At 64.4% G+C, this 26970-nt stretch carries 28 protein-coding genes; 14 read left to right on the plus strand and 14 right to left on the minus strand.

Annotated features, from left to right (window positions below):
* The first annotated feature begins 351 nt into the window (after positions 1 to 351).
* Complete coding sequence (locus BM382_RS12095; protein ID WP_011059124.1) at positions 352 to 1365, plus strand: AraC family transcriptional regulator; 1014 nt, start codon at positions 352 to 354, stop codon at positions 1363 to 1365.
* Between the two features lie 6 nt (positions 1366 to 1371).
* Here BM382_RS12095 and BM382_RS12100 read toward each other — a convergent pair whose 3' ends face one another.
* Entirely contained in the window at positions 1372 to 1845 is a 474-nt protein-coding gene (locus BM382_RS12100; protein ID WP_011059125.1) for an Lrp/AsnC family transcriptional regulator, read from the minus strand.
* A gap of 187 nt (positions 1846 to 2032) precedes the next feature.
* Between BM382_RS12100 and kynU the strand changes: the two genes are divergently transcribed.
* Together kynU and BM382_RS12110 are read left to right on the plus strand one after the other, a co-directional pair.
* The gene (gene kynU / locus BM382_RS12105) at positions 2033 to 3283 is read left to right on the plus strand and encodes a kynureninase (RefSeq protein ID WP_072442957.1); all 1251 of its coding nucleotides are present in this window, start codon (positions 2033 to 2035) and stop codon (positions 3281 to 3283) included.
* Between the two features lie 110 nt (positions 3284 to 3393).
* Positions 3394 to 4797 (plus strand): amino acid permease, encoded by a 1404-nt coding sequence (locus tag BM382_RS12110; RefSeq protein WP_011059127.1) that lies wholly within the window; start codon positions 3394 to 3396, stop codon positions 4795 to 4797.
* A 21-nt stretch (positions 4798 to 4818) separates the two neighbouring features.
* Here BM382_RS12110 and BM382_RS12115 read toward each other — a convergent pair whose 3' ends face one another.
* The 3 genes from BM382_RS12115 to BM382_RS12125 all read right to left on the minus strand — a co-directional run bounded on the left by BM382_RS12115 (position 4819) and on the right by BM382_RS12125 (position 6768).
* Entirely contained in the window at positions 4819 to 5190 is a 372-nt protein-coding gene (locus tag BM382_RS12115; RefSeq protein ID WP_019095167.1) for a MerR family transcriptional regulator, read from the minus strand.
* 64 nt (positions 5191 to 5254) lie between these two features.
* Entirely contained in the window at positions 5255 to 5830 is a 576-nt protein-coding gene (locus BM382_RS12120) for an NAD(P)H-dependent oxidoreductase (protein ID WP_019095168.1), read from the minus strand.
* 56 nt (positions 5831 to 5886) lie between these two features.
* A complete protein-coding gene (locus BM382_RS12125) occupies positions 5887 to 6768 on the minus strand; it encodes a LysR family transcriptional regulator (RefSeq protein ID WP_072442959.1) in 882 nt (293 codons plus the stop codon).
* Positions 6769 to 6982: 214 nt separating this feature from the next.
* Here BM382_RS12125 and BM382_RS12130 point away from each other — a divergent pair, with 214 nt between their 5' ends.
* Positions 6983 to 7747, plus strand: a complete 765-nt coding sequence (locus BM382_RS12130) for a sulfite exporter TauE/SafE family protein (RefSeq protein WP_019095170.1) — start codon at positions 6983 to 6985, stop codon at positions 7745 to 7747.
* Between the two features lie 7 nt (positions 7748 to 7754).
* Here BM382_RS12130 and BM382_RS12135 read toward each other — a convergent pair whose 3' ends face one another.
* Entirely contained in the window at positions 7755 to 8069 is a 315-nt protein-coding gene (locus BM382_RS12135) for a putative quinol monooxygenase (protein WP_019095171.1), read from the minus strand.
* Positions 8070 to 8272: 203 nt separating this feature from the next.
* Between BM382_RS12135 and BM382_RS12140 the strand changes: the two genes are divergently transcribed.
* The 8 genes from BM382_RS12140 to BM382_RS12175 all read left to right on the plus strand — a co-directional run bounded on the left by BM382_RS12140 (position 8273) and on the right by BM382_RS12175 (position 17759).
* A complete protein-coding gene (locus tag BM382_RS12140) occupies positions 8273 to 8863 on the plus strand; it encodes an NADPH:quinone oxidoreductase MdaB (RefSeq protein WP_015634065.1) in 591 nt (196 codons plus the stop codon).
* 67 nt (positions 8864 to 8930) lie between these two features.
* Entirely contained in the window at positions 8931 to 9842 is a 912-nt protein-coding gene (locus BM382_RS12145; RefSeq protein ID WP_011059134.1) for a LysR family transcriptional regulator, read from the plus strand.
* A 221-nt stretch (positions 9843 to 10063) separates the two neighbouring features.
* On the plus strand, positions 10064 to 11731 hold the full coding sequence (ggt, locus tag BM382_RS12150; RefSeq protein ID WP_072442961.1) for a gamma-glutamyltransferase: 1668 nt from the start codon (positions 10064 to 10066) through the stop codon (positions 11729 to 11731).
* A gap of 228 nt (positions 11732 to 11959) precedes the next feature.
* Positions 11960 to 13405 (plus strand): SulP family inorganic anion transporter, encoded by a 1446-nt coding sequence (locus BM382_RS12155; protein WP_011059136.1) that lies wholly within the window; start codon positions 11960 to 11962, stop codon positions 13403 to 13405.
* 190 nt (positions 13406 to 13595) lie between these two features.
* On the plus strand, positions 13596 to 14945 hold the full coding sequence (locus BM382_RS12160) for a GntT/GntP/DsdX family permease (RefSeq protein WP_011059137.1): 1350 nt from the start codon (positions 13596 to 13598) through the stop codon (positions 14943 to 14945).
* Complete coding sequence (locus tag BM382_RS12165; RefSeq protein ID WP_011059138.1) at positions 14946 to 15806, plus strand: MurR/RpiR family transcriptional regulator; 861 nt, start codon at positions 14946 to 14948, stop codon at positions 15804 to 15806.
* Between the two features lies 1 nt (position 15807).
* Positions 15808 to 17274, plus strand: coding sequence for an N-acyl-D-amino-acid deacylase family protein (locus BM382_RS12170; RefSeq protein WP_072442962.1), 1467 nt, complete (start codon positions 15808 to 15810; stop codon positions 17272 to 17274).
* 116 nt (positions 17275 to 17390) lie between these two features.
* Entirely contained in the window at positions 17391 to 17759 is a 369-nt protein-coding gene (locus tag BM382_RS12175; protein ID WP_019095177.1) for a glyoxalase superfamily protein, read from the plus strand.
* A gap of 6 nt (positions 17760 to 17765) precedes the next feature.
* Here BM382_RS12175 and BM382_RS12180 read toward each other — a convergent pair whose 3' ends face one another.
* From BM382_RS12180 to BM382_RS31595, 3 genes are all read right to left on the minus strand, one after another.
* Complete coding sequence (locus tag BM382_RS12180; RefSeq protein ID WP_053156284.1) at positions 17766 to 18794, minus strand: AraC family transcriptional regulator GliR; 1029 nt, start codon at positions 18792 to 18794, stop codon at positions 17766 to 17768.
* Positions 18795 to 18965: 171 nt separating this feature from the next.
* Positions 18966 to 20885, minus strand: coding sequence for a HAMP domain-containing methyl-accepting chemotaxis protein (locus BM382_RS12185; RefSeq protein ID WP_011059142.1), 1920 nt, complete (start codon positions 20883 to 20885; stop codon positions 18966 to 18968).
* The gene (locus BM382_RS31595) at positions 20882 to 21178 is read right to left on the minus strand and encodes a hypothetical protein (RefSeq protein ID WP_138641097.1); all 297 of its coding nucleotides are present in this window, start codon (positions 21176 to 21178) and stop codon (positions 20882 to 20884) included. Before BM382_RS31595 ends, BM382_RS12185 begins: the two co-directional genes overlap by 4 nt.
* A gap of 67 nt (positions 21179 to 21245) precedes the next feature.
* Between BM382_RS31595 and BM382_RS12190 the strand changes: the two genes are divergently transcribed.
* Complete coding sequence (locus tag BM382_RS12190; protein ID WP_011059143.1) at positions 21246 to 21923, plus strand: lipopolysaccharide core heptose(II)-phosphate phosphatase PmrG; 678 nt, start codon at positions 21246 to 21248, stop codon at positions 21921 to 21923.
* A gap of 50 nt (positions 21924 to 21973) precedes the next feature.
* Here the strand turns inward: BM382_RS12190 and BM382_RS12195 are convergent, their stop codons facing one another.
* From BM382_RS12195 to BM382_RS12205, 3 genes are all read right to left on the minus strand, one after another.
* Positions 21974 to 22555: a DUF2589 domain-containing protein gene (locus tag BM382_RS12195; protein WP_053148965.1), complete on the minus strand. Its 582-nt coding sequence runs from the start codon at positions 22553 to 22555 to the stop codon at positions 21974 to 21976.
* Between the two features lie 80 nt (positions 22556 to 22635).
* Complete coding sequence (locus BM382_RS12200) at positions 22636 to 23295, minus strand: DUF2589 domain-containing protein (RefSeq protein ID WP_011059145.1); 660 nt, start codon at positions 23293 to 23295, stop codon at positions 22636 to 22638.
* Between the two features lie 82 nt (positions 23296 to 23377).
* Positions 23378 to 23761: a hypothetical protein gene (locus BM382_RS12205; protein WP_011059146.1), complete on the minus strand. Its 384-nt coding sequence runs from the start codon at positions 23759 to 23761 to the stop codon at positions 23378 to 23380.
* Positions 23762 to 23929: 168 nt separating this feature from the next.
* On the opposite strand from BM382_RS12205, the gene BM382_RS12210 reads away from it, so the two are divergent.
* Complete coding sequence (locus tag BM382_RS12210; protein WP_011059147.1) at positions 23930 to 24487, plus strand: pesticin C-terminus-like muramidase; 558 nt, start codon at positions 23930 to 23932, stop codon at positions 24485 to 24487.
* 42 nt (positions 24488 to 24529) lie between these two features.
* On the opposite strand, the gene BM382_RS12215 is transcribed toward BM382_RS12210, so the two are convergent.
* The 3 genes from BM382_RS12215 to BM382_RS12225 form a co-directional block, all read right to left on the minus strand.
* On the minus strand, positions 24530 to 24988 hold the full coding sequence (locus tag BM382_RS12215; RefSeq protein WP_011059148.1) for a hypothetical protein: 459 nt from the start codon (positions 24986 to 24988) through the stop codon (positions 24530 to 24532).
* Positions 24989 to 25073: 85 nt separating this feature from the next.
* The gene (locus BM382_RS12220) at positions 25074 to 25271 is read right to left on the minus strand and encodes a hypothetical protein (protein ID WP_072442963.1); all 198 of its coding nucleotides are present in this window, start codon (positions 25269 to 25271) and stop codon (positions 25074 to 25076) included.
* A 147-nt stretch (positions 25272 to 25418) separates the two neighbouring features.
* A complete protein-coding gene (locus BM382_RS12225) occupies positions 25419 to 26885 on the minus strand; it encodes an ArnT family glycosyltransferase (RefSeq protein ID WP_019092810.1) in 1467 nt (488 codons plus the stop codon).
* Positions 26886 to 26970 lie beyond the last annotated feature (85 nt).

Below are 26970 nucleotides of genomic sequence, written 5' to 3' on the forward strand. Positions count from 1 at the left end.
TTCAGGCCAATCGGGTGCAGTCATTAGAGAGAGGGGAGGGGGCCTGCGGCTATCCGCTTAGTCGGCCAAGGTCATCCACAAAATTGCCCGTTCCCGGCAAGGCATGGAGCAGCGGGCCCCTGGGTAGCATCTACCCAGCATCGTGCAGGCAAGCGATGGATGGCTGCCTGTTGGTGCGCTGATCGGCTACTGTGAGCGCAGCCAATGAGAGTGATGGGGCCCGGTTATCCACTTAGTCGACGATTGCTATCCACTGGGTTGGCAGCGCCGTCGGCTGGCGCAAAACTTGCCCTGTCATACAAGACGCGCCGTCAGAGCGCGCTGAATAAAAATTGCCGTGGGTGCGCCGTGATGAATAGCAAGGCTGATGGGCAGTTTCGCGAGATTCGTATCGATCGCTTTGACCTTGAAGGGGCCAGGAACTGGATGGCGGGAATCTGTGGGCCTCACCGCCTGGAAACCGCCAACCCCGAACGCATTCGTTTCCACCACAGTGCCAACGTGCTCAGGTCCCGTTCCACGACCCTGGGCATCATCGAATACGGCACCGATGTGGTGGTGGATATCCAGGACACCGAGCGCTTCAGCAGCTACAGCCTGAGCCTGCCGCTGTGCGGCGAGCAGGAACTGAGCAAGGACGGGCGCCTCTTGCGCTCGGACCGCGGCCAGGGGGTGATCATCGCCCCCAACGAAAGCCAGGTGCTGGCCATCTCCGGAGACTGTCGCAAGCTGCAGGTGGTGATTTCCCGGCCGGCCATGAGCGAGGCCCTGGAGGGCCTGTTGCAGCGCCCGGTGCTGGAGCCGCTGCGTTTTGAGCCCGGCATGGATGCGCTGCACGGTGCCGCCGCGGCCTGGTGGCGCATGGCGCAGCATTTCATCGGCGAACTGGCCCAGGGCAACGAGCTCTATGAACAGCTGGCCTTCACCCGGGAAATCGAAAGCTCATTGATCAAGGGCCTGATCCTGGCCCAGCCCAACAACTACTCCAGCGAGTTGCGGGCGATGCTCGGGGTCAAGCTGCCCCACTATCTGGTACGGGCCCGCCAGCACTTGCATGAACATGCCCGCGAGACCGTGCACCTGGAAGACCTGGAGGCCGCCGCCGGCGTCTCGCGCTTCAAGCTGTTCGAGGCCTTTCGCAAGTACTTCGCCCTGTCGCCCATGGCCTACCTCAAGCGCCACCGGCTCAATGGCGTGCGCCAGGAAATTCTCGAGCACGGCTCGGCGCGCAACATCTCGGAGATTGCCCTGGGCTGGGGCTTCACCCACCTGGGGCGGTTCTCCGCCGAGTACCGCAAGCTGTTCGACGAAACCCCGAGCGTCACTGCCCAGCGTCACCCCGCGCGGCGACCGGCCGGGTTCTAGGACGGCTTACTTGCGCTGCACCAGGTCCAGCAGGCTGTTCTGTTCCTTGATCTTCTGCAGGACGATTTCCGAGCGGATGTCGGTCACGCCCGAGGCCCGGTTCAGATGGTTGACGATGAAATCCGAGAAGTGCTTGAGGTTGCGCGCCTGGATGCGCAGCACGTAGTTGCTGGCGCCGGTGATCACGTAGGCGGCCACCACTTCCGGCCACTGCTGGACCTTGCCGATAAAGGTCTCGTGCCAGCCTTCCACGTCCTGGCGCAGGGACACGTGGACGATCGCCTCCAGCTCGATGCCCAGGCGCTCGGCATTGAGCTGGGCGCGATAGCCGCTGATGATCCCCTCCGTTTCCAGCAGGCGCAGGCGGCGCAGGCAGGCCGAGGGCGAGAGGGCGACTTTCTCCGCCAGTTCCTGATTGCTGATACGCCCGTCCTGTTGCAGGAAGTAGAGGATGCGCAGGTCCGTGGAGTCGAGGGTCATGGTTGGCATAAATCCGCGTTTTTTATTGGAGGATTAGAATTTTATTCGAGATTAGTACGACAGCGCGCTGCACTTTGCACGAAAATTCTCCCGGCCTTCGTCCATTATTTCTCAAGTTTTCGGGTTTCCAGGACCCCGTGCCCGGCCCCTTCCGGTGGGCATGACATTGACCAAGACAGGACTGCCAATGATCGATAAAAACCACTGCCTGCGTCTCGATGAACAGGACCCCCTGGCGCCGCTGCGCCAACAGTTCAGCCTGCCCGAAGGGGTGATCTACCTCGATGGCAACTCCCTTGGTGCCCGCCCCGTGGCGGCTGCCGAGCGGGCCCGGCAGGTGATCGAGCAAGAGTGGGGCGAGGGCCTGATCCGCAGCTGGAACACGGCCGGCTGGCGTGACCTGTCCCAGCGCCTGGGGGATCGGCTGGCGCCGCTGATCGGTGCGGGTGCTGGTGAGGTGGTCATCACCGATACCACTTCCATCAACCTGTTCAAGGTCCTCAGCGCCGCCCTGCAGGTCCAGGCCGGACGTGCGCCCCTGCGGCGGGTGATCGTCTCCGAAAGCAGCAACTTTCCTACCGACCTGTACATAGTCGAAGGCCTGACGCAGCTGCTGCAGCAGGGGTACTCCCTGCGCCTGGTGGACAGCCCGGAACAACTGCCGGCGGCCATCGGCCAGGACACCGCGGTGGTGCTGCTGACCCACGTCAACTACAAGACCGGCTACATGCACGACATGCAGGCGACCACCGGGCTGATCCACGAGGCGGGCGCCCTGAGCATCTGGGACCTGGCCCACTCGGCCGGTGCGGTGCCGGTGGACCTGGGCCGCAGCGGCGCCGACTACGCCATCGGCTGCACCTACAAGTACCTCAATGGCGGCCCCGGCTCCCAGGCCTTCGCCTGGGTCGCTCCGGCGCTCTGCGACCTGGTTACCCAGCCGCTGTCCGGCTGGTTCGGCCATGCCCGGCAGTTCGACATGGCTACCCGCTACGAGCCTTCCAGCGGCATTGCCCGCTACCTGTGCGGCACCCAGCCGATTACCTCTCTGGCCATGGTCGAATGCGGCCTGGAAGTCTTCGAACGGACCGACATGCAGAGCCTGCGGCGCAAGTCCCTGGCGCTGACCGACCTGTTCATCGAACTGGTGGAGCAGCGCTGCGCCGGTCACGAGCTGAAGCTGGTGACCCCGCGTGAGCATGCCAAGCGTGGCAGCCACGTGAGCTTCGAGCACCCCGAAGGCTACGCGGTGATCCAGGCCCTGATCGCCCGGGGCGTGATCGGCGATTACCGCGAGCCGCGGATCATGCGTTTCGGCTTCACTCCGCTGTACACCCGCTTCAGCGAGGTGTGGGACGCGGTGCAGATCCTCGGTGAAATCCTCGACCAGAAAACCTGGGCCCAGGCGCAATTCCAGGTGCGCCACAGCGTGACCTGAGACGTGTTTCACCCCCTGGTTGCCGCCCTGTGCGGCGACCAGGCCAGCGGCACAAGGACGGGCCGTCACAACGATTTATACGTGCACACAACAATAAAGAGGCACTCAAAGTGACCACCTCCAACAAGGGTTTCGAAGCGATATCCAATCGCGAGCACGGCCTCAGGCGGCAGTTGACCGCCGGCCAGATGAGCATGATCGCCATCGGCGGGGCCATTGGCACCGGGCTCTTCATGGGCAGCGCCTACGCCATCGGTTATGCCGGCCCCAGCGTGCTGCTGAGCTACGCCATCGGCGCGTTGATCACCCTGATCCTGATGGGCTGCCTGGCGGAAATGACCGTGGCCCATTCCACCTCCGGCTCCTTCGGTGCCTACGCCGAGTTCTACGTCAGCCCGCTGGCCGGCTTCCTGGTGCGCTATGCCTACTGGGCGGCCATCGTGCTGGCGGTGGGGGCCGAAGTCACGGCCATCGCCATGTACATGAAGTACTGGTTCGCCAACGTTCCGGAGTGGGTGTGGATCATCTCCTTCTCCAGCGTGCTGATCGTGCTCAACGGCATCAGCGTGAAGACCTTCGGCAACTTCGAATACTGGTTTTCCACCATCAAGATCGCCGCCATCGTCGGCTTCATCATCCTGGCGGTGTACGTGGTGTTCGGCTCTGGCAACCCCGACTACGGGCTGCACAACTACAGTGCTCACGGCGGCTTCTTTCCCAACGGTTTCGAAGGCATGTGGATTGCCGTGATCGTGTCGATCTTCAGCTACCTGAGCGTGGAGATGATCGCGGTGGCGGCGGGGGAGGCCAAGGACCCGCAACGCGCGGTGAAACAGGCCTTTCGCGCCACTATCGTGCGCCTGGTGGTGTTCTATCTGCTGACCCTGGCGCTGATGCTGGCCATCGTGCCCTGGGCCCAGGCCGGCAAGGCCCAGAGCCCGTTCGTCACGGTGATGCAGACCATCGGTATTCCCGGGGCCACCGGGGTGATGAATTTCGTGATCCTGATCGCCGCGCTATCGGCGATGAACAGCCAGCTCTACATCACCACACGGATGATGTTCAGCCTGTCCCGCGCCGGCTATGCGCCCAAGTCCATGGGGGCCCTGAGCAAGAACGGGATTCCGCTCAATGCCCTGCTGCTGTCCAGCTCCGGCATCGCCCTGGCGACCCTGGTCAACGTGCTGTACCCCGAGAGTTCGTTCACCCTGATGATGGCGATCTCGATGTTCGGCGCGATCTTCACCTGGTTCATGATCTTCCTCACCCACTACTGCTTCCGCCGCTATCACCAGCGCCACGGCGAGCAGCAGTTGTCGTTCCGCATGCGCCTGTTTCCCTACAGCACCCTGCTGGGGCTGGTGCTGATGGGGGCGGTGATGATCACCACCTTCTTCACCGAGGCGTTCAAGATGACCCTGGTGTTCGGGGTGCCGTTCCTGCTGTTGCTGACCCTGGTCTATTACCTGTGCTTTCGTAAGCCGCGGGTGGTCGCCGGCTTGTCGGAGGTCTGAAGCAAGGCCGCCCGGGCGGTCCTAGCGGCTGCCCAGGGGGCATTCCTCTCGCGCCTGTTGCAGGCTGGTCTCGAACAGCTCGAGCCGGCCCTGCAACTGCTGCAAATCCTCGATCTGCTGTTGCAGCTCGCGCTTTTTCTGCGCCAGGGCCGCCTGGGCCCGGTCCCAGGGGAAGGCCTGCCCCTGGTGGGTGGCGAACACCTGCTGCAGTTCCTTGAGCTTGAAGCCCAACTGCTGGGCGCACTTGATGAATATCAGTTGCTCGACGCTCTGCGCGTCATACAGGCGGTAGCGACCCTGGCGTGGCGCTTCGGGCAAGAGGCCGATGGCCTCGTAATGACGGATGCTCTTGACCGTGGTTCCGGACAGTTGCGCGGCTTGGCCGATGTACATGAAGGCTCCTTTTCCAGTACCGGGTCGTCGGGCGGTGGACGGCGTTGCGCATTATCCGGCGCTTTCACTGCCTGGCAAGCTGCTCCACTTGCAGCAGCCAGTCGGCCCGGCGTTCCTGGCTGGCGTCCAGCACCGGGCCGAAGGTCAGGGTGCGCAAGGGCTTGATGCCGCAGAAGGCCAGGGTGGTGCGGCGCATCTGCTGCAAGCCGGGCATGCGGTAGAACCAGCGGAAGTACCAGGGCGGTGTATCCATGGTCACCAGCAGGTGGGCGCTGCGGCCCTTTAGCAGCTGCTCCGGAAAGGCTTTGCCGGGGCGGTACTTGAAGGCGAAGCCCGGCAGCAGCACGCGATCGAGAAAGCCCTTCATCAGTGCCGGAATGCCGCCCCACCAGATGGGGAAGACCCAGGTCAGGTGCTCGGCCCAGAGGATGTCGGCCTGGGCCTGCTGCAGGTCTTCTTCCAGGGGCTGGATCTGGCGATAACCTTCGCGCAGCACCGGGTCGAAATGCAGGTCGCCGAGCTTGAGCTGGCGCACTTCATGGCCGGCTTCCTGCGCCGCTTTCACGTAGCGCTCGCTCAATGCCGCGCACAGGCTGTGGCGCGAAGGGTGGCCGAGAATCACCAGGATGCGTTTGCTCATTGCCGTGGTCCTTGAGGAATAAACCCCAAGGCTAAAGTCTGCCCCTAAGGGGAGAGTCAAGGCTCCAGCAGCGCACGGCACAAGCCCTGGGCATACAGGGGCAGGGCGTTGAAGTCGCGGGCGCACAGCAGCAAGCGGCGGCGTGCCCAGGCCTCGTTCAAGGGGCGGCTTTGCAGAGCCAGGTGCAGGTTGCGTTGCAGGGCCGCCAGGGGCACCAGGGCCAGCCCGGCGCCGCGGGCCACCATGCGCAGCACGGCGTCGAAGCCTTCGGCGCGGATGCGCAACTGCATGCGCCGGCCCAGGTGCAGGGCCTGTTCCTCCAGGTACACCGCCAGGGCGCTGTGGCTGGCCAGGCCGACATAGTCGTGGGCCAGGCTGTCGCTGAAGCTGGGGGCCGCCAGGGCACCCAAGGGGTGGTCCGGGGGCATCACCAGCACCAGGGGGTCGTCGCGAAAGGCCCGGGTCATCAGGCCCTGAGTGTCCACCGCATCGGAGACGATCCCCAGGTCCGCCGCGCCCTGGCGCAGGGCGTGGGTGATGCGCTGGCTGGGCAGCTCCTGCAGCTCGATATCGACATGGGGCTGGCTGTGCAGGAAGTCTGCCAGCAGCTCTGGCAGGTACTCGCTGAGTGCGGTGGTGTTGCACAGCAGGCGCACCTGGCCCTTGACCCCCCTGGCGTATTCGCCAAGGTCCTGCTGCAGGTGCTCGGCGTACAGCAGCAGCGTTCGTGCATGCTGGGCCAGGGCCTTGCCGGCGGCTGTCGGGCGGATGCCACGACGCCCGCGTTCGAGAAACTCGATGCCCAGCGAGGCCTCCATGGCGCGGATTCGAGCGCTGGCGGCGGCCAGCGACAAGTGGCTGCGAGCGGCACCGGCGGTGATGTTGCCGGCCTCCAGAATGTTCAGGTACAGGCGCAGGTCGATCAGGTCGAAGTGCATGGGGCATCTCTCGGGGAGCGTCATTTTTGCAGGAGCCGGCTTGCCGGCGAAGAGGCCGCTGGGTTTTGCGCAAATCTCGAAATCGCTTTCGCTGGCAAGCCAGCTCCTAGGGCGGTACGGGCAATAGGTTTTTGTATATGCCTATTGCCGGGCAAGAGGCTGGCTCAGTATATGGCAGATTTTCAGCAGGGCGAGCAGGGCGCAGGATAGGCCCATGAATAGCTCGCTCGCGTTTTATCAGAATCTCGGAATGGCCCTTTCCCTGTTGGTGATCGGCACTTTTGTGCTGGCCGGCATGGTCAAGGGGGTGATCGGTCTTGGCCTGCCCACCGTTGCCATGGGCCTCTTGGGGTTGGCTATGGCACCGGCGCAGGCTGCGGCCCTGCTGATTATCCCGGCGACCCTGACCAATCTCTGGCAACTGGCCTTGGGCGGGCATCTGCCGGCCTTGCTCAAGCGCCTGTGGCCGATGCTGCTGGCGATCTTTGCCGGCACCGCCGCCGGCTCCCTGTGGCTGGGAATCGACGCCGGGCATTGGGTGGTGCGGGGCTTGGGGGCGGCGCTACTGCTATATGCCCTGAGCGGCTTGCTGTTGCCGACCCTGCGAGTGTCGGCGGCCCAGGAGCGCTGGCTGGGGCCGCTGTGCGGGCTGGTCACCGGGGTCATCACCTCGGCCACCGGGGTGTTCGTGATTCCGGCGGTGCCCTACCTGCAAGCCCTGGGGCTGAACAAGGATCAGCTGGTGCAGGCCCTGGGCCTGTCGTTCACCGTCTCGACCCTGGCCCTGGCCGGCGGCCTGCTGTGGCGCGGCGCCCTGGGCGGCGCCGAGCTGGGGGCCTCGCTGCTGACCCTGGCCCCGGCGCTGCTGGGCATGTGGCTGGGGCAGTGGTTGCGCCAGCGCATCAGCGCCCAGTTGTTCAAGCGGGTGTTCTTTGTCGGCATGGGCCTCTTGGGCGGGCACTTGCTGATCAGCGGCTAGCTTTTGCTCAGCGGCCAGCCGCGGCCGGGCTGAGCATGTCGATGGCGCGGATCTGGAAGTCCTGCTCCAGGTAGTCCATGCGCGCGTCGAGAAACTGCTGCATGTGCGGCAGGCTGGAGTGGCTATCCAGCGCCTCCTGGGAAGCCCAGACCTCATAGAAAATGAACAGGCTCGGGTCCTGTCGGTCCCGCAGCATGTGGTATTCGATGCAGCCGGCTTCAGCGCGGCTGGCGGCTACATGGCCGAGAAAGAACGCCTCGAAGGCATCAGCCCGTTCCGGGCGGGTCTTGGCGTGAAGGATGAAGGCCTGGGGTGTGGGCATAAGGAGCACTCTTGCTGATGGGGAGGTCGGCAAAAATTCTAAGGCAACAATCAACCATTGATTCGTGCGTTTGAGTCAAATGTATTTTGAACAACCCGGGCTTATTCTCCGGCCCTGGCCTGATTAACCTGCCGCCATCGTTTTCAATCTTCACAGCCCGCCGCTACCGATGCGCAACGGGTTGTTCCCGATGAGGCTGGATCATGAAAAAAGTACTGCTGCTCAATGGCGCCAAGCAATTCGCCCACTCCGATGGCCGCTACAACGCCACCCTGCACGACACCGCCCTGGCGGTACTGGATCGTGGCGGCCTGGAGGTCAAGGTCACCCATATCGACGAGGGCTACGACATCCAAGAAGAAGTGGCGAAGTTTCTCTGGGCTGACGTGATCGTCTATCAGATGCCCGGCTGGTGGATGGGCGCGCCGTGGATCGTCAAGAAGTACATCGACGAAGTCTTCACCGAAGGCCACGGCAGCCTCTACGCCAGCGACGGCCGGACCCGCTCCGATGCTTCGCAGAAGTACGGTAGCGGCGGCCTGATCCAGGGCAAGCAGTACATGCTTTCGCTGACCTGGAACGCCCCGCAGCAAGCCTTCGACGATCCCACCGACTTCTTCGAGGCCAAGGGCGTGGACGCGGTCTACTTCCCGTTCCACAAGGCCAACCAGTTCCTGGGCATGAGCGCCCTGCCGACTTTCCTCTGCGTGGACGTGATGAAACGCCCGAACATCGAAGGCGATGTGCAGCGTTACGAGGAACACCTCAAGGCAGTGTTCAATCTGCCGGGCTGAATCCGGCTACTATTGAGTGCCTTGAAATTCAGGGGCGATCTCGCCCCGCTGCCGCCAGAGGACTCATGTGAAAGCCCGATCCGACGAGTTGCAAGTCTTCGTCTGTGTCATCGAGTGCGGCTCGATTTCCGCCGCCGCCGAGCAGTTGGCCCAGACCCCTTCGGCGGTCAGCCGCAGCTTGTCGCGGCTGGAGGCCAAGCTCGATACCACGCTGATCAACCGCACCACGCGACGCATGGACCTGACCGAGGAAGGGCGCTACTTCTTCGAACAGGCCAAGCTGATCCTCGATCAGATGGACGAGCTCGAAGAGCGCCTGTCCTCGCGCCAGCGCAATCCGTCCGGGCGCCTGCGGATCAACGCCGCATCGCCCTTCATGCTGCACGCCATCGTTCCCTATGTGGCTGAGTTCCGCAGCCTGTACCCGGATATCCAGCTGGAGCTCAACAGCAACGACCTGATCATCGACCTGCTGGAACAGAGCACCGACATCGCCATCCGCATCGGCGTGCTGGCGGATTCCACCCTGCATGCCCGCTCCCTGGGCTGCAGCCCGCTGCACATCCTCGCCAGCCCTGACTACCTGGCCCGCCACGGTACGCCGCAGAGCGTGGCCGAACTGGCCGGGCACACCCTGCTGGGCTTCACCCAGACCGAGACCCTCAACCACTGGCCGCTGCGCCATGTGCATGGCGATCGCTGGCAGATCCAGCCGGGCATCAGCGCCTCCAGTGGCGAGACCCTGCGCCACCTGGCGCTGGAAGGGCAGGGCATTGCCTGCCTGTCGCACTTCATGACCATCGACGACATCCGCGCCGGGCGCCTGCAACCGGTGCTGGCCTCGTTCAACAGCGGCTATCGCCAGCCGATCAACGCCGTGTACTACCGCAACTCGCAACTGGCCCTGCGCATCCAGTGCTTCCTGGATTTCATCCAGGGCAAACTGGCCGATTACGCCAACCCCGAGTTCCAGGGCTGAAGGCTCCCCCCATTCCCCGCCTATCCCCCGTAGGAGCCGGCTTGCCGGCGAAGGGGCCCCCGGGTTTTGCGCAACTCTTGAAGTTGCATTCGCTGGCAAGCCAGCTTCTACGGTTATCCATGGCTGAGGCTTGGGACGTTCGTGCCACGATTGGCGATTGCTCAACCCCCCGTCTCGGGCCTAAGGTTCTTGCCGTTCAATAACAAGAAAAGGAAGGACCTATGCGCATTCTGTTGTTCAAGACCCTGGCCCTGACGGCCGCCATCGCCGCCAGCAGCTCGGCCTTCGCCGTGACCCTGGAAGGCGGCGCGGTGGCCGCGCCCAACCAGTACGGCGCCGATGTCGCGGCGCAAATCCTCAAGAAGGGCGGCAACGCGGTGGATGCCGCGGTGGCCACGGCCTTCGCCCTGGCCGTGACCTACCCCGAGGCCGGCAACATCGGTGGCGGCGGGTTCATGACGATGTACATCGACGGCAAGCCGTACTTCCTCGACTACCGGGAAACCGCGCCCAAGGCCGCGACCCGGAACATGTACCTGAATGAAAAGGGCGAGGTGATCGAGAACCTGAGCCTGGTGGGCGCCCGCGCCGCCGGGGTGCCGGGTACGGTGATGGGCCTGTGGGAGGCGCACCAGAAGTTCGGCAAGCTGCCGTGGAGCGAGCTGATCACCCCGGCCGTGGGTTATGCGAAGAACGGCTTCAAGGTGGCCGACAAGCAGTACCAGTACCGCGAGGATGCGTTGAAGCTGTTCAACGGCACCACCAACTTCGGCGACTACTTCGGCAGCATGAAACCGGGCGAGACCTTCCGCCAGCCGGAGCTGGCCGCGACCCTGGAGCGCATCGCCGACCAGGGCGCCAAGGAGTTCTACAGCGGCAAGACCGCCGACTTGCTGGTGGCGCAGATGCAGGCCGACAAGGGCCTGATCACCAAGCAGGACCTGCAGGACTACAAGGTCCAGTGGCGCCAGCCGCTGCAGGTGACCTTCCGTGGCAACATCCTGTACACCGCGCCGCCGCCCAGCTCTGGCGGGGTGGCCCTGGCGCAGCTGATCAGCATCAAGGAAGAGCGCGCGGCGGACTTCAAGGGTGTGGAGCTCAATTCGGCCAAATACATTCACCTGCTGGCGGAAATCGAAAAGCGGGTGTTCGCCGACCGCGCCGACTACCTGGGCGACCCGGCGTTTTCCGATGTTCCGGTCAAGCAACTGACCGACCCGGCGTATCTGAAAAAACGCGCCGCCGAGATCAACCCCAACGCCATCTCGGCTACCGAGAAAGTGCGCCCCGGGCTTGAGCCGCACCAGACCACCCACTTCTCCATTGTCGATGCCCAGGGCAACGCGGTGAGCAACACCTACACCCTGAACTGGGACTATGGCAGCGGCGTGGTGGTCAAGGGCGCGGGCTTTTTGCTCAACGACGAAATGGACGACTTCAGCGCCAAGCCAGGCGTAGCCAACGCCTTTGGCGTGGTGGGTGGCGATGCCAACGCCATCGCCCCGGGCAAGCGCATGCTGTCCTCCATGAGCCCGAGCCTGGTGACCCGCGACGGCAAGGTCACCCTGGTGCTGGGCACACCCGGTGGTTCGCGGATCTTCACCTCGATCTTCCAGGTGCTGAACAACCTCTATGACTACCACCTGCCCCTGGAAAAGGCCGTGGCCGCGCAGCGCGTGCATCACCAACTGCTGCCCAAGGACACGATCTACTACGACGCCTATGCGCCGCTCACCGGCAAGGTGGCCGATGAGCTCAAGGCCATGGGCTACACCCTGGAAGACCAGGGCTGGGAGATGGGCGATATTCAGGCCATCCGGGTCAATGGCAACGCGCTTGAAACCGCTTCCGACCCACGTGGCCGCGGTGTCGGCAAGGTCGTCAAATAACCGCTGAACCCCTGTAGGAGCTGGCCGGGCGGCGTTCCGCTTGCCGGCGAAAGGGCCCGCAAGCCTGGCGCCAGGTCGAGCGGCCTCTTCGCTGGCAAGCCAGCTCCTACCTTCGTTGTGCAGGCGCCGACGGCCGGCTGGTCGGAGGCGGCTCAATTCCGTAACATTCCCCGCCTTCTTTCCGCACTTCCCAGGGCCGCGCCTGCCGGTCCGTCTATCAGGTCAATCATGAAAGCAAAACGTCTGCGTGCCGATGTCCTGGCCGGACTCACCACCTCCTTTGCCTTGCTGCCCGAATGCATCGCCTTCGCCCTGGTGGCCCACCTCAACCCGTTGATGGGCCTGTATGGCGCGTTCTTCATCTGCACCCTGACCGCGCTGTTCGGCGGCCGGCCGGGCATGGTCTCCGGCGCGGCCGGCTCCATGGCGGTGGTGATCGTTGCTCTCGTCGTGCAGCACGGTGTGCAGTACCTGTTGGCCACGGTGCTGCTGGGCGGGCTGGTGATGGTCGCCTTCGGCCTGCTGCGCCTGGGCAAGCTGGTGCGCATGGTGCCGCACCCGGTGATGCTGGGCTTCGTCAACGGCCTGGCGATCGTCATCGCCCTGGCCCAGCTGGAACATTTCAAGAGCGGCGAACACTGGCTCAGCGGCCAGCCGCTGTACCTGATGGCCGGGCTGGTGGCATTGACCATGGCCATCGTCTATCTGCTGCCGCGCCTGACCCGGGCGGTGCCACCGGCCCTGGTGGCGATCCTCGGGGTCGGCGCGCTGGTCTACCTGCTGGGCCTGCCGACCCGCACCCTGGGGGACATGGCCCACATCGCCGGCGGCCTGCCGAGCCTGGCGCTGCCCCAGGTGCCGTGGAACCTTGAAACCCTGGGCATCATCGCGCCCTATGCGTTCCTGATGGCCATGGTCGGCCTGCTGGAAACCCTGCTGACCCTCAACCTCACCGACGAAATCACCGAAAGCCGCGGCTACCCGGACCGTGAATGCGTGGCCCTGGGCGCGGCCAATGTGGTCTCGGGAATGTTCGGCGGCATGGGTGGCTGCGCGATGATCGGCCAGACCGTGATCAACCTCAGCTCCGGTGGCCGCGGGCGTTTGTCGGGCGTGGTGGCGGGCGCTCTGATCCTGCTGTTCGTGCTGTTTCTCTCACCGCTGATCGAGCGCATCCCTCTGGCGGCGCTGGTGGGGGTGATGTTCGTGGTATCGCAGCAGACCTTCGCCTGGGCGTCCCTGCGGGTGATCAACAAGGTGCCGCTCAACGATGTGCTGGTGATCCTCGCGGTGACCGTGATCACCGTGTTCACCGACCTGGCCATGGCGGTGTTCTGCGGCATCGTCATTGCCGCCCTCAATTTCGCTTGGCAGCAGGCCCGCGAGCTGTACGCCGACAGCCACCTGGAAGCCGACGGCAGCAAGCACTACCAACTGCATGGCACCCTGTTCTTCGCCTCCACCACGCCGTTTCTCAACCAGTTCGATCCGGCGGGCGATCCTCGGCACGTGACTGTCGACTGTCGCCACCTGAGTTTTGTCGACTACTCGGCCATCGCCGCGCTGAAAACCCTGCGCGAGCGTTATGCCAAGGCCGGCAAGCAGTTGCGGGTGCTGCACCTGTCCGAGCGCTGCAAGAAGCTGCTCAAGCGTGCCCGAGAGCATCACGACTGAGATCGGCCACCGCGGCAGTGGATGAAAATACCCACTGCCGATTTTCATAAGCCGGCCTTTCACTTAGCTGTTCGCGACAAAGCCTGCCTCTTTACGAAAATAAGTTTCACTCGGTTTGAAGTTCACTTTCCTAAGTGATTAATGAATTTCACAACCATTCGAAAGTGACGCTGTTTTCAAGGAGGACGCCATGGCTCCCGCTACGGGTTCTTGGCTGCTGGGCTACGCCGCAGTCGCCATCATTGCGCTGATCGTGTTGATCGCCCGCTACCGACTCAACCCCTTTATCGTCATCACCCTGGTGTCGGTGGGCCTGGCGCTGATGGCCGGCATGCCGCCTTCCGGAGTGGTGAGTGCCTACGAGGCCGGGGTTGGCAAGACCCTGGGGCATATCGCCCTGGTGGTGGCACTGGGCACCATGCTCGGCAAGCTGATGGCCGAATCCGGTGGTGCCGAGCAGGTGGCGCGCACCCTGATCGACCGCTTCGGCGAACGCAACGCCCACTGGGCCATGGTCTGCATCGCCTTTCTGGTGGGGCTGCCGCTGTTCTTCGAAGTGGGCTTCGTACTGCTGGTGCCAATTGCCTTCACCGTGGCGCGGCGGGTCGGGGTGTCGCTGCTGATGGTGGGCTTGCCGATGGTCGCCGGGCTCTCGGTGGTGCACGCCCTGGTGCCGCCGCACCCGGGAGCGATGCTGGCGGTGCAGGCCTATCAGGCGTCGGTGGGGCAGACCCTGGTGTATGCGCTGCTGATCGGTGTGCCCACGGCGATCATCGCCGGGCCGCTGTACGCGCGGTTCATCGTGCCGCACATCCACCTGCCGGCGCAGAACCCCCTGGAACGCCAGTTCATCGCCCGCGAGCCGCGCCTGCGCCTGCCGAGTTTCCGCCTGACCTTGGCCACCATCCTGCTGCCGGTGGTGCTGATGCTTCTCGGCGGCTGGGCCAACCTGCTGGCCGAGCCCGGCACCGGCCTCAACCAGTTCCTGCTGTTTATCGGCAACTCGGTGATCGCCCTGCTGGTGGCCACCCTGGTGAGTTTCTGGACCCTGGGGCTGGCCCAGGGCATGAACCGCGAATCGATCCTCAAGTTCACCAACGAATGCCTGGCGCCCACCGCCAGCATCACCCTGTTGGTGGGGGCCGGCGGCGGCCTCAACCGCATTCTCATCGACTCCGGGGTGACCGAGCAGATCGTCGGCCTGGCCCATGAGTTCCAGCTCTCGCCGCTGTGGATGGGCTGGCTGTTCGCGGTGCTGATGCGGGTCGCCACCGGTTCGGCCACCGTGGCCCTGACCACCGCTTCCGGGGTGGTGGCGCCGGTGGCCGTCGGCCTGGGCTACCCGCACCCGGAACTGCTGGTGATCGCCACCGGCGCCGGCTCGGTGATTCTTTCCCACGTCAACGACGGCGGCTTCTGGCTGGTGAAGGAATACTTCAATATGACCGTCATCCAGACCTTCAAGACCTGGACCGTGCTGGAGACCCTGATCTCGGTTATCGCCTTCGGCCTGACCCTGGTCCTCGCGGAGTTTTTGTAGATGGACATCCTTTACCAGATCCGCTCGCGCCTGGATTTTCTCAGCGCCGGGGAAGGGCGGATCGCCCGGCTGATGCTCGACGATGTGGGCTTTGCCGCCTCTGCCAGCCTCGACGAACTGGCCCGCCGCGCTGAAGTCAGCGCCGCCACCCTGTCGCGCTTTGCCCGCAGCGTCGGCTGCCGCGACTTGCGCCAGTTGCGCCTGCAGCTGGCCCAGGCCAGTGGGGTGGGCAGCCGCTTCCTGGACCCTGCCGGCACCCCGGAACAGTCCGGGTTCTACCGGCAGATCGTTGGCGATATCGAAGCTGCGCTGCACCAGCATCTGGCCGGTTTCGAGGAGGCCCAATTCGCCGATGCGGTGCGCCTGCTGGGGCGCGCGCGGATGATCCACGCCTTCGGCATGGGCGGCTGCTCGACCCTGTGCAGCAGCGAGTTGCAAGTGCGCCTGGTACGCCTGGGCTATCCCATTGCCGCCTGCCACGACCCGGTGATGATGCGCGTCACCGCCGCCGCCCTGGGGCCGCAGCACGCGGTGATCGCCTGTTCGCTGACCGGCATCACCCCCGAGCTGCTGGAGGCGGTGGCCCTGGCCCGTACCTACGGCGCCGGGATCCTGGCCATTACCTTGCCCGACTCGCCCCTGGCGCAATTGGCGGATGTGCTGCTGCCGCTGCACAGCGCCGAGACCTCGTTCATCTACAAACCCACCGCGGCCCGCTACGGCATGCTGTTGGCCATTGATGTGCTGGCCACCGAGCTGGCCCTGGCCCTGCCCGATGACAACCAGGAACGCCTGCGACGGATCAAGCTGGCCCTGGACCATTACCGTGGCGGCGACGATTGCCTGCCCCTGGGAGACTGACATGCGCTACCACACGCTGATCCGCAACGCCCTGATCATCGACGGCAGCGACCGTCCCGGTTACCCCGCCGACCTGGCCATCCTCGACGGGCGCATCGCGCGCATCGGCGATCTGTCCGCGGCCAGCGCCGAGCAAGAGATCGACGCCGCCGGGCGGGTGCTGGCCCCGGGTTTCATCGATGTGCACACCCATGACGACACGGTGGTGATCCGCCAGCCGCAGATGCTGCCCAAGCTCAGCCAGGGGGTGACCACGGTGATCGTCGGCAACTGCGGGATCAGCGCCGCGCCGGTGACCCTCAAGGGCGACCCGCCGGACCCGATGAACCTGCTGGGCGAGCGCTCGATGTTCGTCTACCCGCGTTTTTGTGACTACCGCGCGGCGGTGGATGCCGCGCGCCCGGCGATCAACGTGGCGGCGCTGGTTGGGCACACCGCGCTGCGCAGCAACCATCTGCCGGACCTGTTTCGCACGGCCACGGCCGATGAAATCAGCGCCATGCGCGGGCAACTGCGCGAAAGCCTGGAGGACGGCGCCCTCGGCCTGTCCAGCGGGCTGGCCTACGCCAGCGCGTTTTGCGCCGAGACCGATGAAGTGCTGCAACTGGCCCAGGAATTGACGGCGTTCGGCGCGGTGTACACCACCCATTTGCGCAGCGAGTTCGAGCCGGTGCTGGAGGCCATGGACGAAGCTTTTCTGATTGGTCGCGCGGCCCGGGCACCGGTGATCGTCTCGCACCTCAAGTGCGCCGGCGCCGGCAACTGGGGGCGCAGCCCGCAACTGCTGGCGGCCCTGGAAAACGCCGCCCGGGAACACCCGGTGGGCTGCGACTGCTATCCCTACGCCGCCAGCTCCTCGACCCTGGACCTCAAGCAGGTCACCGATGCCTACCGCATCACCATCACCTGGTCCACACCGCACCCCGAGCAGGGCGGTCGCGACTTGAGCGAGATCGCCGCCGACTGGGGCGTCAGCCTGCTGGCCGCCGCCGAGCGCCTGCAACCGGCGGGGGCGGTGTACTACGGCATGGATGAAAACGATGTGCGGCGCATCCTCGCCCATCCGCTGTCGATGATCGGCTCCGATGGCCTGCCGGAAGATCCTTTCCCCCATCCAAGGTTGTGGGGCGCCTTCCCCCGGGTACTGGGGCACTTCAGCCGCGACCTGGGCCTGTTCCCGCTGCACACTGCGGTGCACAAGATGACCGGGCTGTCCGCGGCGCGCTTCGGCCTGCACCAGCGTGGCGAGATCCGCGAAGGGCACTGGGCCGACCTGGTGCTGTTCGACCCGGCGCGGGTGCGCGACGTGGCGGATTTCAAGGAGCCGCAGCGCGCCGCGCAAGGCATCGATGGGGTCTGGGTCAATGGCGTGTGCAGTTTTGCCCAGGGCCGGGCCAACGGTGAACGCCAGGGGCGCTTCCTGCCCCGGGAAGGTGACCTGCGCCCGGGATTTGCATCCGCTGGCTGATTTGTTGACCTCCATCACAATGATGGCGCTGTGCTATTAAAGAATCCCCGAGCGGCGCCGAACTGCTGATAATCGCCGTCTGTATAGTCGGCTCATTTCAGTCAGGGAGTCGCGCAATGAGCTTTGGCAAAACCACCCCCATCCTGCGGATCTTCGATGAAGCCAAGGCCCGGGAGTTTTACCTCGATTTCCTGGGTTTCTCCCTGGATTGGGAACACCGCTTCGAAGCCGATTTTCCGCTGTATATGCAGGTCTCGCGGGGCGAGTGCGTGCTGCACCTTACCGAGCACCATGGCGACTGCTCGCCGGGTGCGGCCCTGCGGATCGAGACCGATGAACTGGAAACCTTCCAGCAGCAGTTGCTGGCCAAGCACTACCGCTTCTCCCATCCGCAGATCCAGGCCATGCCCTGGGGCAGCCAGGACATGACCATCAGCGACCCGTTCGGCAATCGCCTGGTGTTCACCAACGCCATCAGCGTGTAACGGGTTTCAGGCCTTGCCGGAGCTCTGCGCGCTCAGGCGGAACTGCCCCGGGGTCAGCCCGGTGCGGGTCTTGAAACTGCGGTGGAACGAGCGCGGTTCGGTGAACCCCAGGCAATCGGAGATGCCCTGGATCGACAGCTCGCTGTGGCGCAGATAGTGCTCGGCCAGCTCCTGGCGCAGGTCGTCGAGAATCTGCTGGTATGAAGTGCCAGCCTGTTGCAGTTGGCGCTGCAGGGTGCGTACCGACAGGTGCAGGTGCTGCGCCACCTGCTCCTTGCGCGGCAGGCCGTCCTTGAGCAACTGGCGCAGCACGTTGTGCACCTGCAAGGCCAGGGGCGCATCGCCCAGGGAAGCCATCATCGCCTGGGCATGTTCTTCCAGGGTCTTGAGCAGGCGCGCGTCGGCCTGGCGCAGGGGCATCTGCAGGTACTCCAGCGGCGCCACCAGCGCCGAGCAGGGTTGCTGGAACAGCACCGGGCAGCCGAACAACGCCTCGTACTGCGCCGCCTCGACGGGTTCCGGCAGGGCGTGTTCGAACCACACCGCGCTGGGCGACAACTGCGAATCGGCGATCCAGCGCGCATACAACAGCCAGGACGCCAGGACGTTTTCCACCAGGTGCCGGCGGATGTCCGGGCGCTGATGGCGGCAACTCCAGATCAGCCGCACCTGGTTGCCAGCGACTTCGGCGCGGCTGGTGCCCATGTCCCCCACCAGTTTTTCGAACGGCATGATGCGGCCCATGGCTTCGCCGAGGGTCGCGCAGTTCATGGTGATGTAGCCCAGCACATTCCACGAGCTGGGTTTGACGAAGCGCGCCGAATTGAGCCCGAACAGCGGATCGCCGGAGTGCTGGCAGAAGTAGTCCAGCAACCGCTCATGCACCTCCATCGGCAGGCGCAGGCTGGTGTCGTTCAACTGCGCGGCGCTAAGCCCGGCCGCCGCCAGCGCCGGCTCGGTGGCAATACCCAATTGCTCCGCATAGAGCAGGTATTTCAGCAGGGGCGGGACCGAAGTAAAACCGAGGCTGGGCATGAACGGGTTCCTGGTGACTAATCCCTAGGACAGCAGGACGAAGACCGGGAAAGGTAGGGCAAACCCTGATGGGTGTAAATGCTCGGGTCCGGGGATTGGCGCCTTTCGCCGACAAGCCAGCTCCTACGGAGGGTGTAGGAGCCGGCTTGCCGGCGAAGGGGCCTGCGCAAATCAGACGCGGAAGTGGCTGACCATCATCTGCAACTGGCCGCCCAGGCGCGCCAGTTCAACGCTTGCGGCTGCGGTTTCATCGCTGGCGGCGGCGGTCTGTTCGGACACGTCGCGCACGTTGATGATGCTGCGGCTGATCTCTTCGGCCACGGCGCTCTGTTGCTCGGCAGCGGCGGCGATCTGCTGGTTCATCGACTGGATGTTGGACACGGTGCGGGTGATGCTTTCCAGCGAGGCGCCGGCCTTGCGGGTCAGTTCGACACTGCTGTCGGTCAGGCTGCGGCTGTTGTTCATCACGGTAGCCACTTGCTGGGTGCCGTTCTGCAGGCCGGCCACCAGTTCCTCGATCTCTTCGGTGGACTTCTGGGTGCGCTGGGCCAGGGCCCGCACTTCGTCGGCGACCACGGCGAAACCACGGCCGGCTTCACCGGCGCGGGCGGCTTCGATGGCGGCGTTCAGTGCCAGCAGGTTGGTCTGCTCGGCCACGGCCTTGATCACGTCCATGACGCTGCCGATCTTGTCGCTTTCCTGTTGCAGCACGGTCATGGCGTCGGTGGAGCGCACCACTTCGCTGGCCAGGCGCTCGATCTGCTCGATGGCCTGGGCCACCACCTTGTCGCCCTGGCGGGCTTCGCCGTCGGCGGCGGCCGCGGCCTGGGAGGCTTCTTCGGCATTGCGCGCGACTTCCTGCACGGTGGCGGTCATCTCGTGCATGGCGGTGGCCACCTGGTCGGTCTCGACTTTCTGGCTGTTGACCCCGGCGCTGGTTTCTTCGGTCACCGCGGACAGTTCTTCGGCGGCGCTGGCGATCTGGGTCACGCCGTCGCGGATGCCGCTGATCAGCTCGCGCAGGGTCACGCCCATGCGCACGATGCCTTGTTGCAGCACGCCCAGTTCGTCGCGGCGGGTGACCCGCAGGTTCTCGGTCAGGTCGCCGGAGGCGATGCGCTCGACCACGGCCAGGGTTTCCTGCAGCGGGCGGGTGATCTGCCGGGTGATGATCACGGCGGCCAGTACACCGACCAGCAGCGCCAGCAGGGTGCTGATCAACTGCAGGCTGCGGGCCTGGGCGCTCTCGATGTCGCGGCGGTCCAGCTGGATCTGGTACAGGGCGTCACTGCGGCTGACGATGTCGGCGCCCTGGTCGGTCATTTCCTTGCGCGCCTCTACGGCGTTGGTGAAGGCGACCTTGAAGGCCTGCAGCGAGCTGCGGTAGCCGCTCAGGGCGGTTTCGAGCTGTTGTAGGGCATCGCGCTGGGTGCTGCTGAAATGGGACTTGAGCTGATCCATTTCGGCAATCGCAGCGTTGAGCTGGGTGACGGCTTTCTGTTCGGTGTCCGGGTTGTTGGTGGTGACGTAGCCGCGCACTTCATAGCGCGCCAGCTGGAAGGCTTCCTTGGCCTGGGTGATGGCCTGGAACTGCGTAAAGCGCTCGTCGCTCAGGGGCAACTGCTTGACCCAGGAGTTGATCCCGTTGATCAGGTCATTGGCGCGTTCGGCGTTCTGGTTCATCGCCAGGCGTGCGGCGTCGCCGCTGCGGTAGGCGTTGCGCATCTTGTTCAGCGAGTCCTGATAGGCACTGATGGTTGCGCCCAGGCCTTGCAGGAGCTTGATGTTTTCCGGGCTCTGGAACGAGGCCAGGAGTTTTTTCTGCTGGGCGCTGAAATCGTCCAGGGTGTTCTGCACGCCTTGGGCGGCGGTTTCGTCGCCGTTGGCCAGCATGTACTGCAGGCGGGTGACCCGCAGCTTGGTCAGGCCGCTGTTGAGCTGGGTGATGTCGCTCATCCAGTTGCTGCGGTCGATCAGGCTGCCCAGGCTGGTCCAGCCGGTCAGTGCAAGGACGGTGGTCAGGGCCAGGACCAGGCCGAAACCCAGGCCCAGCTTAAGGTTGACGCTGATGTTGGCAAACCAACTACTCATTGAATTCCTCCAGGAACGTAGCTCTTCTTGATCTTGAGTTGGCTGGAAGATTGTTGTTGTTGGTGACCAGCAAGGTGTTTTGTAGGGGGTGTATCGGCGGGATGTGCCATAGCTGAAACGATTTCGTCGGCATTGTCCCAAGACAATGTTTTAGGCGATGGACGGCTATTTTGCGGGATGTGCCGCCGGTCCGTTGAGCTTTTTTTCACATTGATTTCACTCGGGTCCCACGCCCGGCGCCCTAGAGTCTGGGCGGTCGATGCCACGGGCATCGGCCAGCGTTCAATTGTCATCAGGCTTTCGTAGCCTTGCTGTGCGCTGCTCAACACATCGGAACATTCTCGTAAGGGCGGCTGGGAATTGACTACAAGACTGGTGTTGCCGGCGAGCAAGCGGCCCTTCCTGGGGCGCGTCCTGGTCCGTTACAAGAACCTGCTGGCGCTGCTGCTGGGCGCCTGCCTGGTGATTCCCCTGGGGCTGTTCCTGCTCCGGCCGGCCTCGGTGCCCGACCTGAGCCACGGCAACGGGGCCGGGCTCCAGGCCCTGACGGCCGCCTGGGACAAGGGCGAAATGATTGTGCTGGTGCGCCACATGGAGCGCTGCGACCGCTCCAATGCCGCGTGCCTGGGCCCGGCCGATGGCATTACCGACCGGGCCCGCGAGGTGGCGGTGGGGCTCGGCGCGCAGTTCGAGCACCTGGGCCTGGAGCGTACCGATATCTACAACAGCCCGTTGACGCGCACCGCGCAGACCGCGAGCTACATGTTCAGCAAGGTCAGCAGTGGCGATGGCTGGCTGTTCAACTGCAAGAACACCATGTTGCGCGATGTCATGGCGCACAAGGTCGCCGGGCGCAACCTGGTGCTGGTGACCCACAGCGAATGCATGGCGCAGATGGAGCAGGACCTGAAACGGGCGACCCCGACCCTGGGGTACGGCGCTTCCCTGTTCGTCTCCACCGATACCCTCAATGGCGCGCCGAAGATGCTCGGCCTGATCGAGGCCAGTGACTGGCGCTCGGTGAACCTCAAGCCCTGACCTCAGGCGGCCGCTCCGTGTAGCTGGCCTTCAGGGGCATAGGAAGCGGCTCAAGGTGCCAGCAGGTCCGGCTCGGCCGGTGGCGTGCCAGCCGCTGGCGGGGTGGCTGCCGGGCCGTCGTTGATGCGCTGCGGGCTGATCAGGTTGGTGAACTCCTCGATCAGGCGCTGGATCGCTTCCGGCGGCTGGCAGTCGCGAAACTCCATGCTGATCTGTACCTCGTCCGGGTCGCGTTCCTGGCCGTCACGCTTGCCGCTGCCGAAGGTGACGAAAAACTTCTCGCTCTGCAGCTCGCCGTTCTCCAGATCGTGGCTGGCCTTCTGCAGCTCGGTGGCCTGCATGCGCACCGACAGGTCGACAGTCATCTTGTGCAGGGCCAGGCCCTTGGGCGAGACCAGGGCAATCAGCGGCACATTGATGATGTGGTCTTCGTTGAGCGCCACCTCGACCATCTTGGCCTTCATCGGCGTGCCCAGGTCGTCGACGTTGTAGTCGAAGAACTGGTCGAACAACTTGATGTACTGCTGGGCGATCAGGTTGTGGGTGGCGGCTGCTGCCTGATGCATGCCGCGGGTGATATGGCTCAGGTCGCTGGCGGACATGGGCTCCTTGCTGCGGGAAAAAAACGCCATGGATCACGCTCCTTGTTCGGTGGCTGAAGTGCCCCGCCATGAAGGCGGGGCGGGTTACTGGGGCGAAGGCGCGATGTGGATCAACCGCCGGTGCCGGTTTTCTTCTCGTCCGCGGCATCGGGCATTTTCAGCGCGTTGGCGGTCGGCAGCTTGTCGGTGTCGGTCGGTTGAGTGCTAGGCAGCCGCACAGGCTTGGTGGCTGCGTCGGTGAGGAAGTCGATGACCCGCATCAGGGCTTCCGGTGGGTCCTGGCGGACGATCTTGGTGCTGATGGCGTAGCGGGCGCGGGTGTCGGTCTTGCGGGTCTGGGTCGATTTGTGGCTCGCCGCGCCCTTGACCGAAACGCTGAACGGGCCCCAGCCCATCTTCGCCTCGAAACTGCCGGAGGCTTCGGTGCTGCTGGTGTCCTCGGCCATCTGGCTGATGGTCAGCTCGAACTCGATGGAGCCTTCCTCGATGGTGATGTTGGGGTGACTGATAGCCGCCAGCAACGGGATGCGCATCGACTTCTTCACGGTGCCCTTGTACACCCCCTGCTCATCCACCAGGGTTTCGTCATAGTCGAACTGCACCGAAACCGCCTGGCCGTTCTGAATGCACACGCCCATCAGGAAGTCCGCATAGGCTTTGCTCGCGGCGACCTGCGCCTGAATCATCGCCATCAGTGGACCGGTGATCATCTTGTCCAGGGGCAGGGCGGCGATCACGCCGCCAATCAGGCCCTTATCGATATCTGCCATGGTCTAGCTCCTTGTTCTTTGTTGCGCGAAATGCGCCCTTGCAGGTTAAGAAAGCCGTGAAGGCCGATTCAGCAGGAATCGATTACCGGTGAGTGTTGGCATCCAGGCGGCGGATGTTGCCGATCTGCCGCAGGCTCAGGCCGTACTTGTCCGCCAGCACACTGCGGGAAATACCGCCCAGGCTTTCCAGTTGAATGTGCTGGTTGCGGATCTGCCGGCAGAAGTGGTCGGCCTTGGGGATCTCCAGGGCCAGGCCGGCGAAACGCTCGATCAGCGCGTTGAGGGCGTCGGGCGGCAGGATCAAAGCCAGGGAGGTACGTTCGGCGTGCTTGGGGATGTACTTGGGGCGGCCGCCGTATTCACGGGTCAGGCGGTAGGCATTTTCCAGTCCGATGCAGTCGATGAGGGCCTGGAGCGAGTGAGGGAGCTGGCGAACATCGATGAGTACGAGGTCTTTCACGTCCATTTGGTACCTCCTTGGAATTATGGATAAGGCTGGTTTGATCCTAAGGAGGTGTCTCGTCCTCTGTTCAGTGGGAAATTTCCCCCCTATTAAGGGGAACTATTACATTCTGATGTTGTATCGGTCGCTGGTGGTGCACTGGATTTTCCTAAACTGGATGAGGAAAAATCCATGTCACGCTACGCGATTGATTTCAGCTTTATCGCCGCTCTGGAGGGAGCTGCCATTACCCGCGGTTATGTGCCCGATCCGGACAAGAGCAAGAGTGGCGTCACGGTGGGCACAGGCTTCGATCTGGGGCAACGGAACGTAGAGGACCTGCAGGCGCTCAATCTGCCGGCGGACCTGATCCGGCGACTGACCCCCTACCTGGGGCTGAAGGGGCTCAAGGCCAAGGCGTTTCTCGACGGCCAGCCCTTGAACATCAGCAGTGACGAGGCGCTTTTGGTGGACGAGGCATTCAAGGCGCCCTTCGTCGATCTTCTGGCAGCGAACTACACCCAGGCCAGCGGAGTGGACTTTGCCCAACTGCCGGCACCGATGCAGACCGTTATCGCCTCGGTGGCCTTTCAGTACGGCAACCTGGCCAGTCGCACACCGAACTTCTGGGCCCAGGTGGTGGCCCGCGACTGGAAGAGTGCCCTGGCCAACCTGCGCAACTTTGGCGACAGCTACGGCACTCGCCGGCGCAAGGAGGCTGATCTGCTGGGCTCGCAGCTAACCTCGTAAGTGCTCGCCGCCCAGGCTCAAGGCCTGGGCGGCTTGCCGGTTTCAAGGGCAGGGGTAGGTTTGCAGCAGGCTGGCGTTGCCCATGAGGCTGGTGTCGTCGGGTTGTGTGCCGCTGGGCAGCGAGCGCCAGTCCACCAACAGGCACATGGCCTTGAGGGAAATGCCCTTGGCCTGGCCGATGGGGTTGGAAAACTCATAGCGGTACAGCGCCTGGGTGGTGTTCTGCGGGGTTACGCTGCTGGCATTGATCAAGGTGCTGCGAGCCATGTCCGGCAGTTTGTCCTGGGTGATGGTGAAGCGCGGTTGTTCACCCTGTTGGCTGAACGCGCCCTGGTCCCGAGAGCGTTTCCACAACTGCTGCCACTGGCTGTTGCCGGCGGCGGTGCTCAGGGTGGCGGCGTAGGCCTTGAGGGTGGCGGGTGGGAGATTGGTGGTTTCCAGGGCGTGGGCAGCGCTGGCCAACAGGCTCAGGCCGAGGATCAGTGAACGCAGAATCAACATGGGAGTATCTCCTTTTCCAGGCCGCAAGGGCCTGACACGAACATAGGGAAGATCCCGGCAACAAGGGTATCGCCGGGGGCAAGGCTCAGCGGGCGTCGAGGTAGTCCCGACGCAGGCCTTTCTTGCTGCTCTTGGCGATCAGTTCCTTGGCCACGGTGTTCTCGATGGCGTTGTCGTTGATGTTTTCCACCCCAAGGATGTTTTGCGCCGCCAGTTGCTGGCGCAACTCGGCCTTCTGGGCAACGGCCCGGCTCAGGGGGCTACTGATAACGGTGATGCTCATGTCTGACTCCTTTTCGGGGAAAGCCCGTCGTTGGGCAGGAGTCATGGTTTCAAGGGCGGCGGGCGGGTATCAGCGGGAAAGGGTTCAAGGGGCATGGGCGGCGGGGATGGGCAAACGGCACCTGATTCAGATGCCGTTTTTTTGCGTTCAGCCGGCCGGCGCCAGGTTGACGAAGTAGTAGGCCTGGCGGCCCACCATGAGGGTCTGCTGGATCTGCAGCGGCGGCTTGGGCGCCTCGGCGCCACCCAGTACCGCCATGTGCTGCGGCGACTCGCGCAAGAAGGCCAGCAGTTGCGCCTCGTTCTGCAGGTCCTTGAGCAGGCTCTGGGTGTAGAACACGCTGGCGCCGGCGATGCGCTCGTTGGCCTGGTACAGCGCCAGCTGGTGCCCGCTACCCTGCAACGCCATGATCCGGTCGGTAACTGGAACGAACGACAGTTCGCGGTCGGCCCTGGGCGCGGCCCATTGGGCGTTGGCCAGATAGCCGCCGATCACCAGGGCCATGAGCGCTATCAGCCACCCTCTGCGCTGGCGCCCCACGGCACTCCAGAAACCCGTGCCCGGGGCCCGCCGGGCCAGGCGCTGGTAGAGCACTGCGCCATATTCCGCTGCCAGCACCGCCGCGGCCGGGGTCAGGGACATCAGGTACACCGTGCGCTTGCTCGAAGCCAGGCACAGCAGGGCGAACTGCGCCAGCAACCAGAGGCTGAAAAACAGCAGGTAGCGGTTCTGCACCAGGGTTTTACGGAAATGCCACAGGCCCAGGTAAACCAGGATGTTCCACGGCAGGAAGGCCTGGGGCAGCTTGGCCAGGTAGTAATAGAAGGGCTCGTAGTGCCCGGCCTCCTCGAAGGAGCCGTCGAAGCGCCCGACGCTGTTGGTCCACAGCACTTCCCCCAGGGCCTGCAGGCCGCCGCGCTGGTAGAGCATGTACAGCCAGATCATCAGCGGCACCAGCCCCAGCAGGGTCAGCAGGCCCGGGCGCAGCCAGTGGCTGAAGGTGAAGCGCTTGTCGATCAGGCTGTCGGCCAGCAGGTAGGCGAAGATCACCACCCCGGGCATGGCCAGGCCGAGCACGCCCTTGCTCAGGGTGGCGATGGCGATCCCGCCGGCGAATGCCAGCCAGGAGAGCAGCGCCGGCTGCTGCGCGGCCTGGCGTCGATGGGCCTGGAAAAACGCCAGCAGGGCCAGGGTTACCCCGAGGCTGAGCAGGGCATCCTCGCCCACGCCGCGCACGTTGCTCCAGTAACTGGCCATGGTCGCCAGCATCAGCCCGGCCATGGCCGCCAGGGCTGCCGGCCGGCCAAAGCGGCGCAGCATGGCGTACAGCAGCATCACGCTGAACAGCCCGGCGAAGGCCGAGGCCAGGCGCACCGCCAGGGGCGTGCCGCCGAAGGCGCGGATGGCCCCGGCATCGAGCCACAGGCTCAGCGGCGGTTTTTCCAGGAATGGCGTGCCGAACAGGCGCGGTGTGACCCAGTCATCGTCCAGGTGCATTTCCATGGCGATCCCGGCCACCCGGGCTTCGGTGGAACCTTGCAACTGGTGGTTGCCCAGGGCGAAGAAGAACAGCAGGCAGGCCAGCAGAAACAGTAGCGGAGCGGGTCGTGACATGAGTTGTGCGCCGACAGATCGAGGGGCGCAGCCGGAAGGCCGCGGGCAAGCCCGAAAGTATACGTAGGCAAGTCTTAACGAATTG

The organism is Pseudomonas sp. NFPP25 (assembly GCF_900116505.1).
In the GTDB taxonomy this organism is placed as follows: domain Bacteria; phylum Pseudomonadota; class Gammaproteobacteria; order Pseudomonadales; family Pseudomonadaceae; genus Aquipseudomonas; species Aquipseudomonas protegens.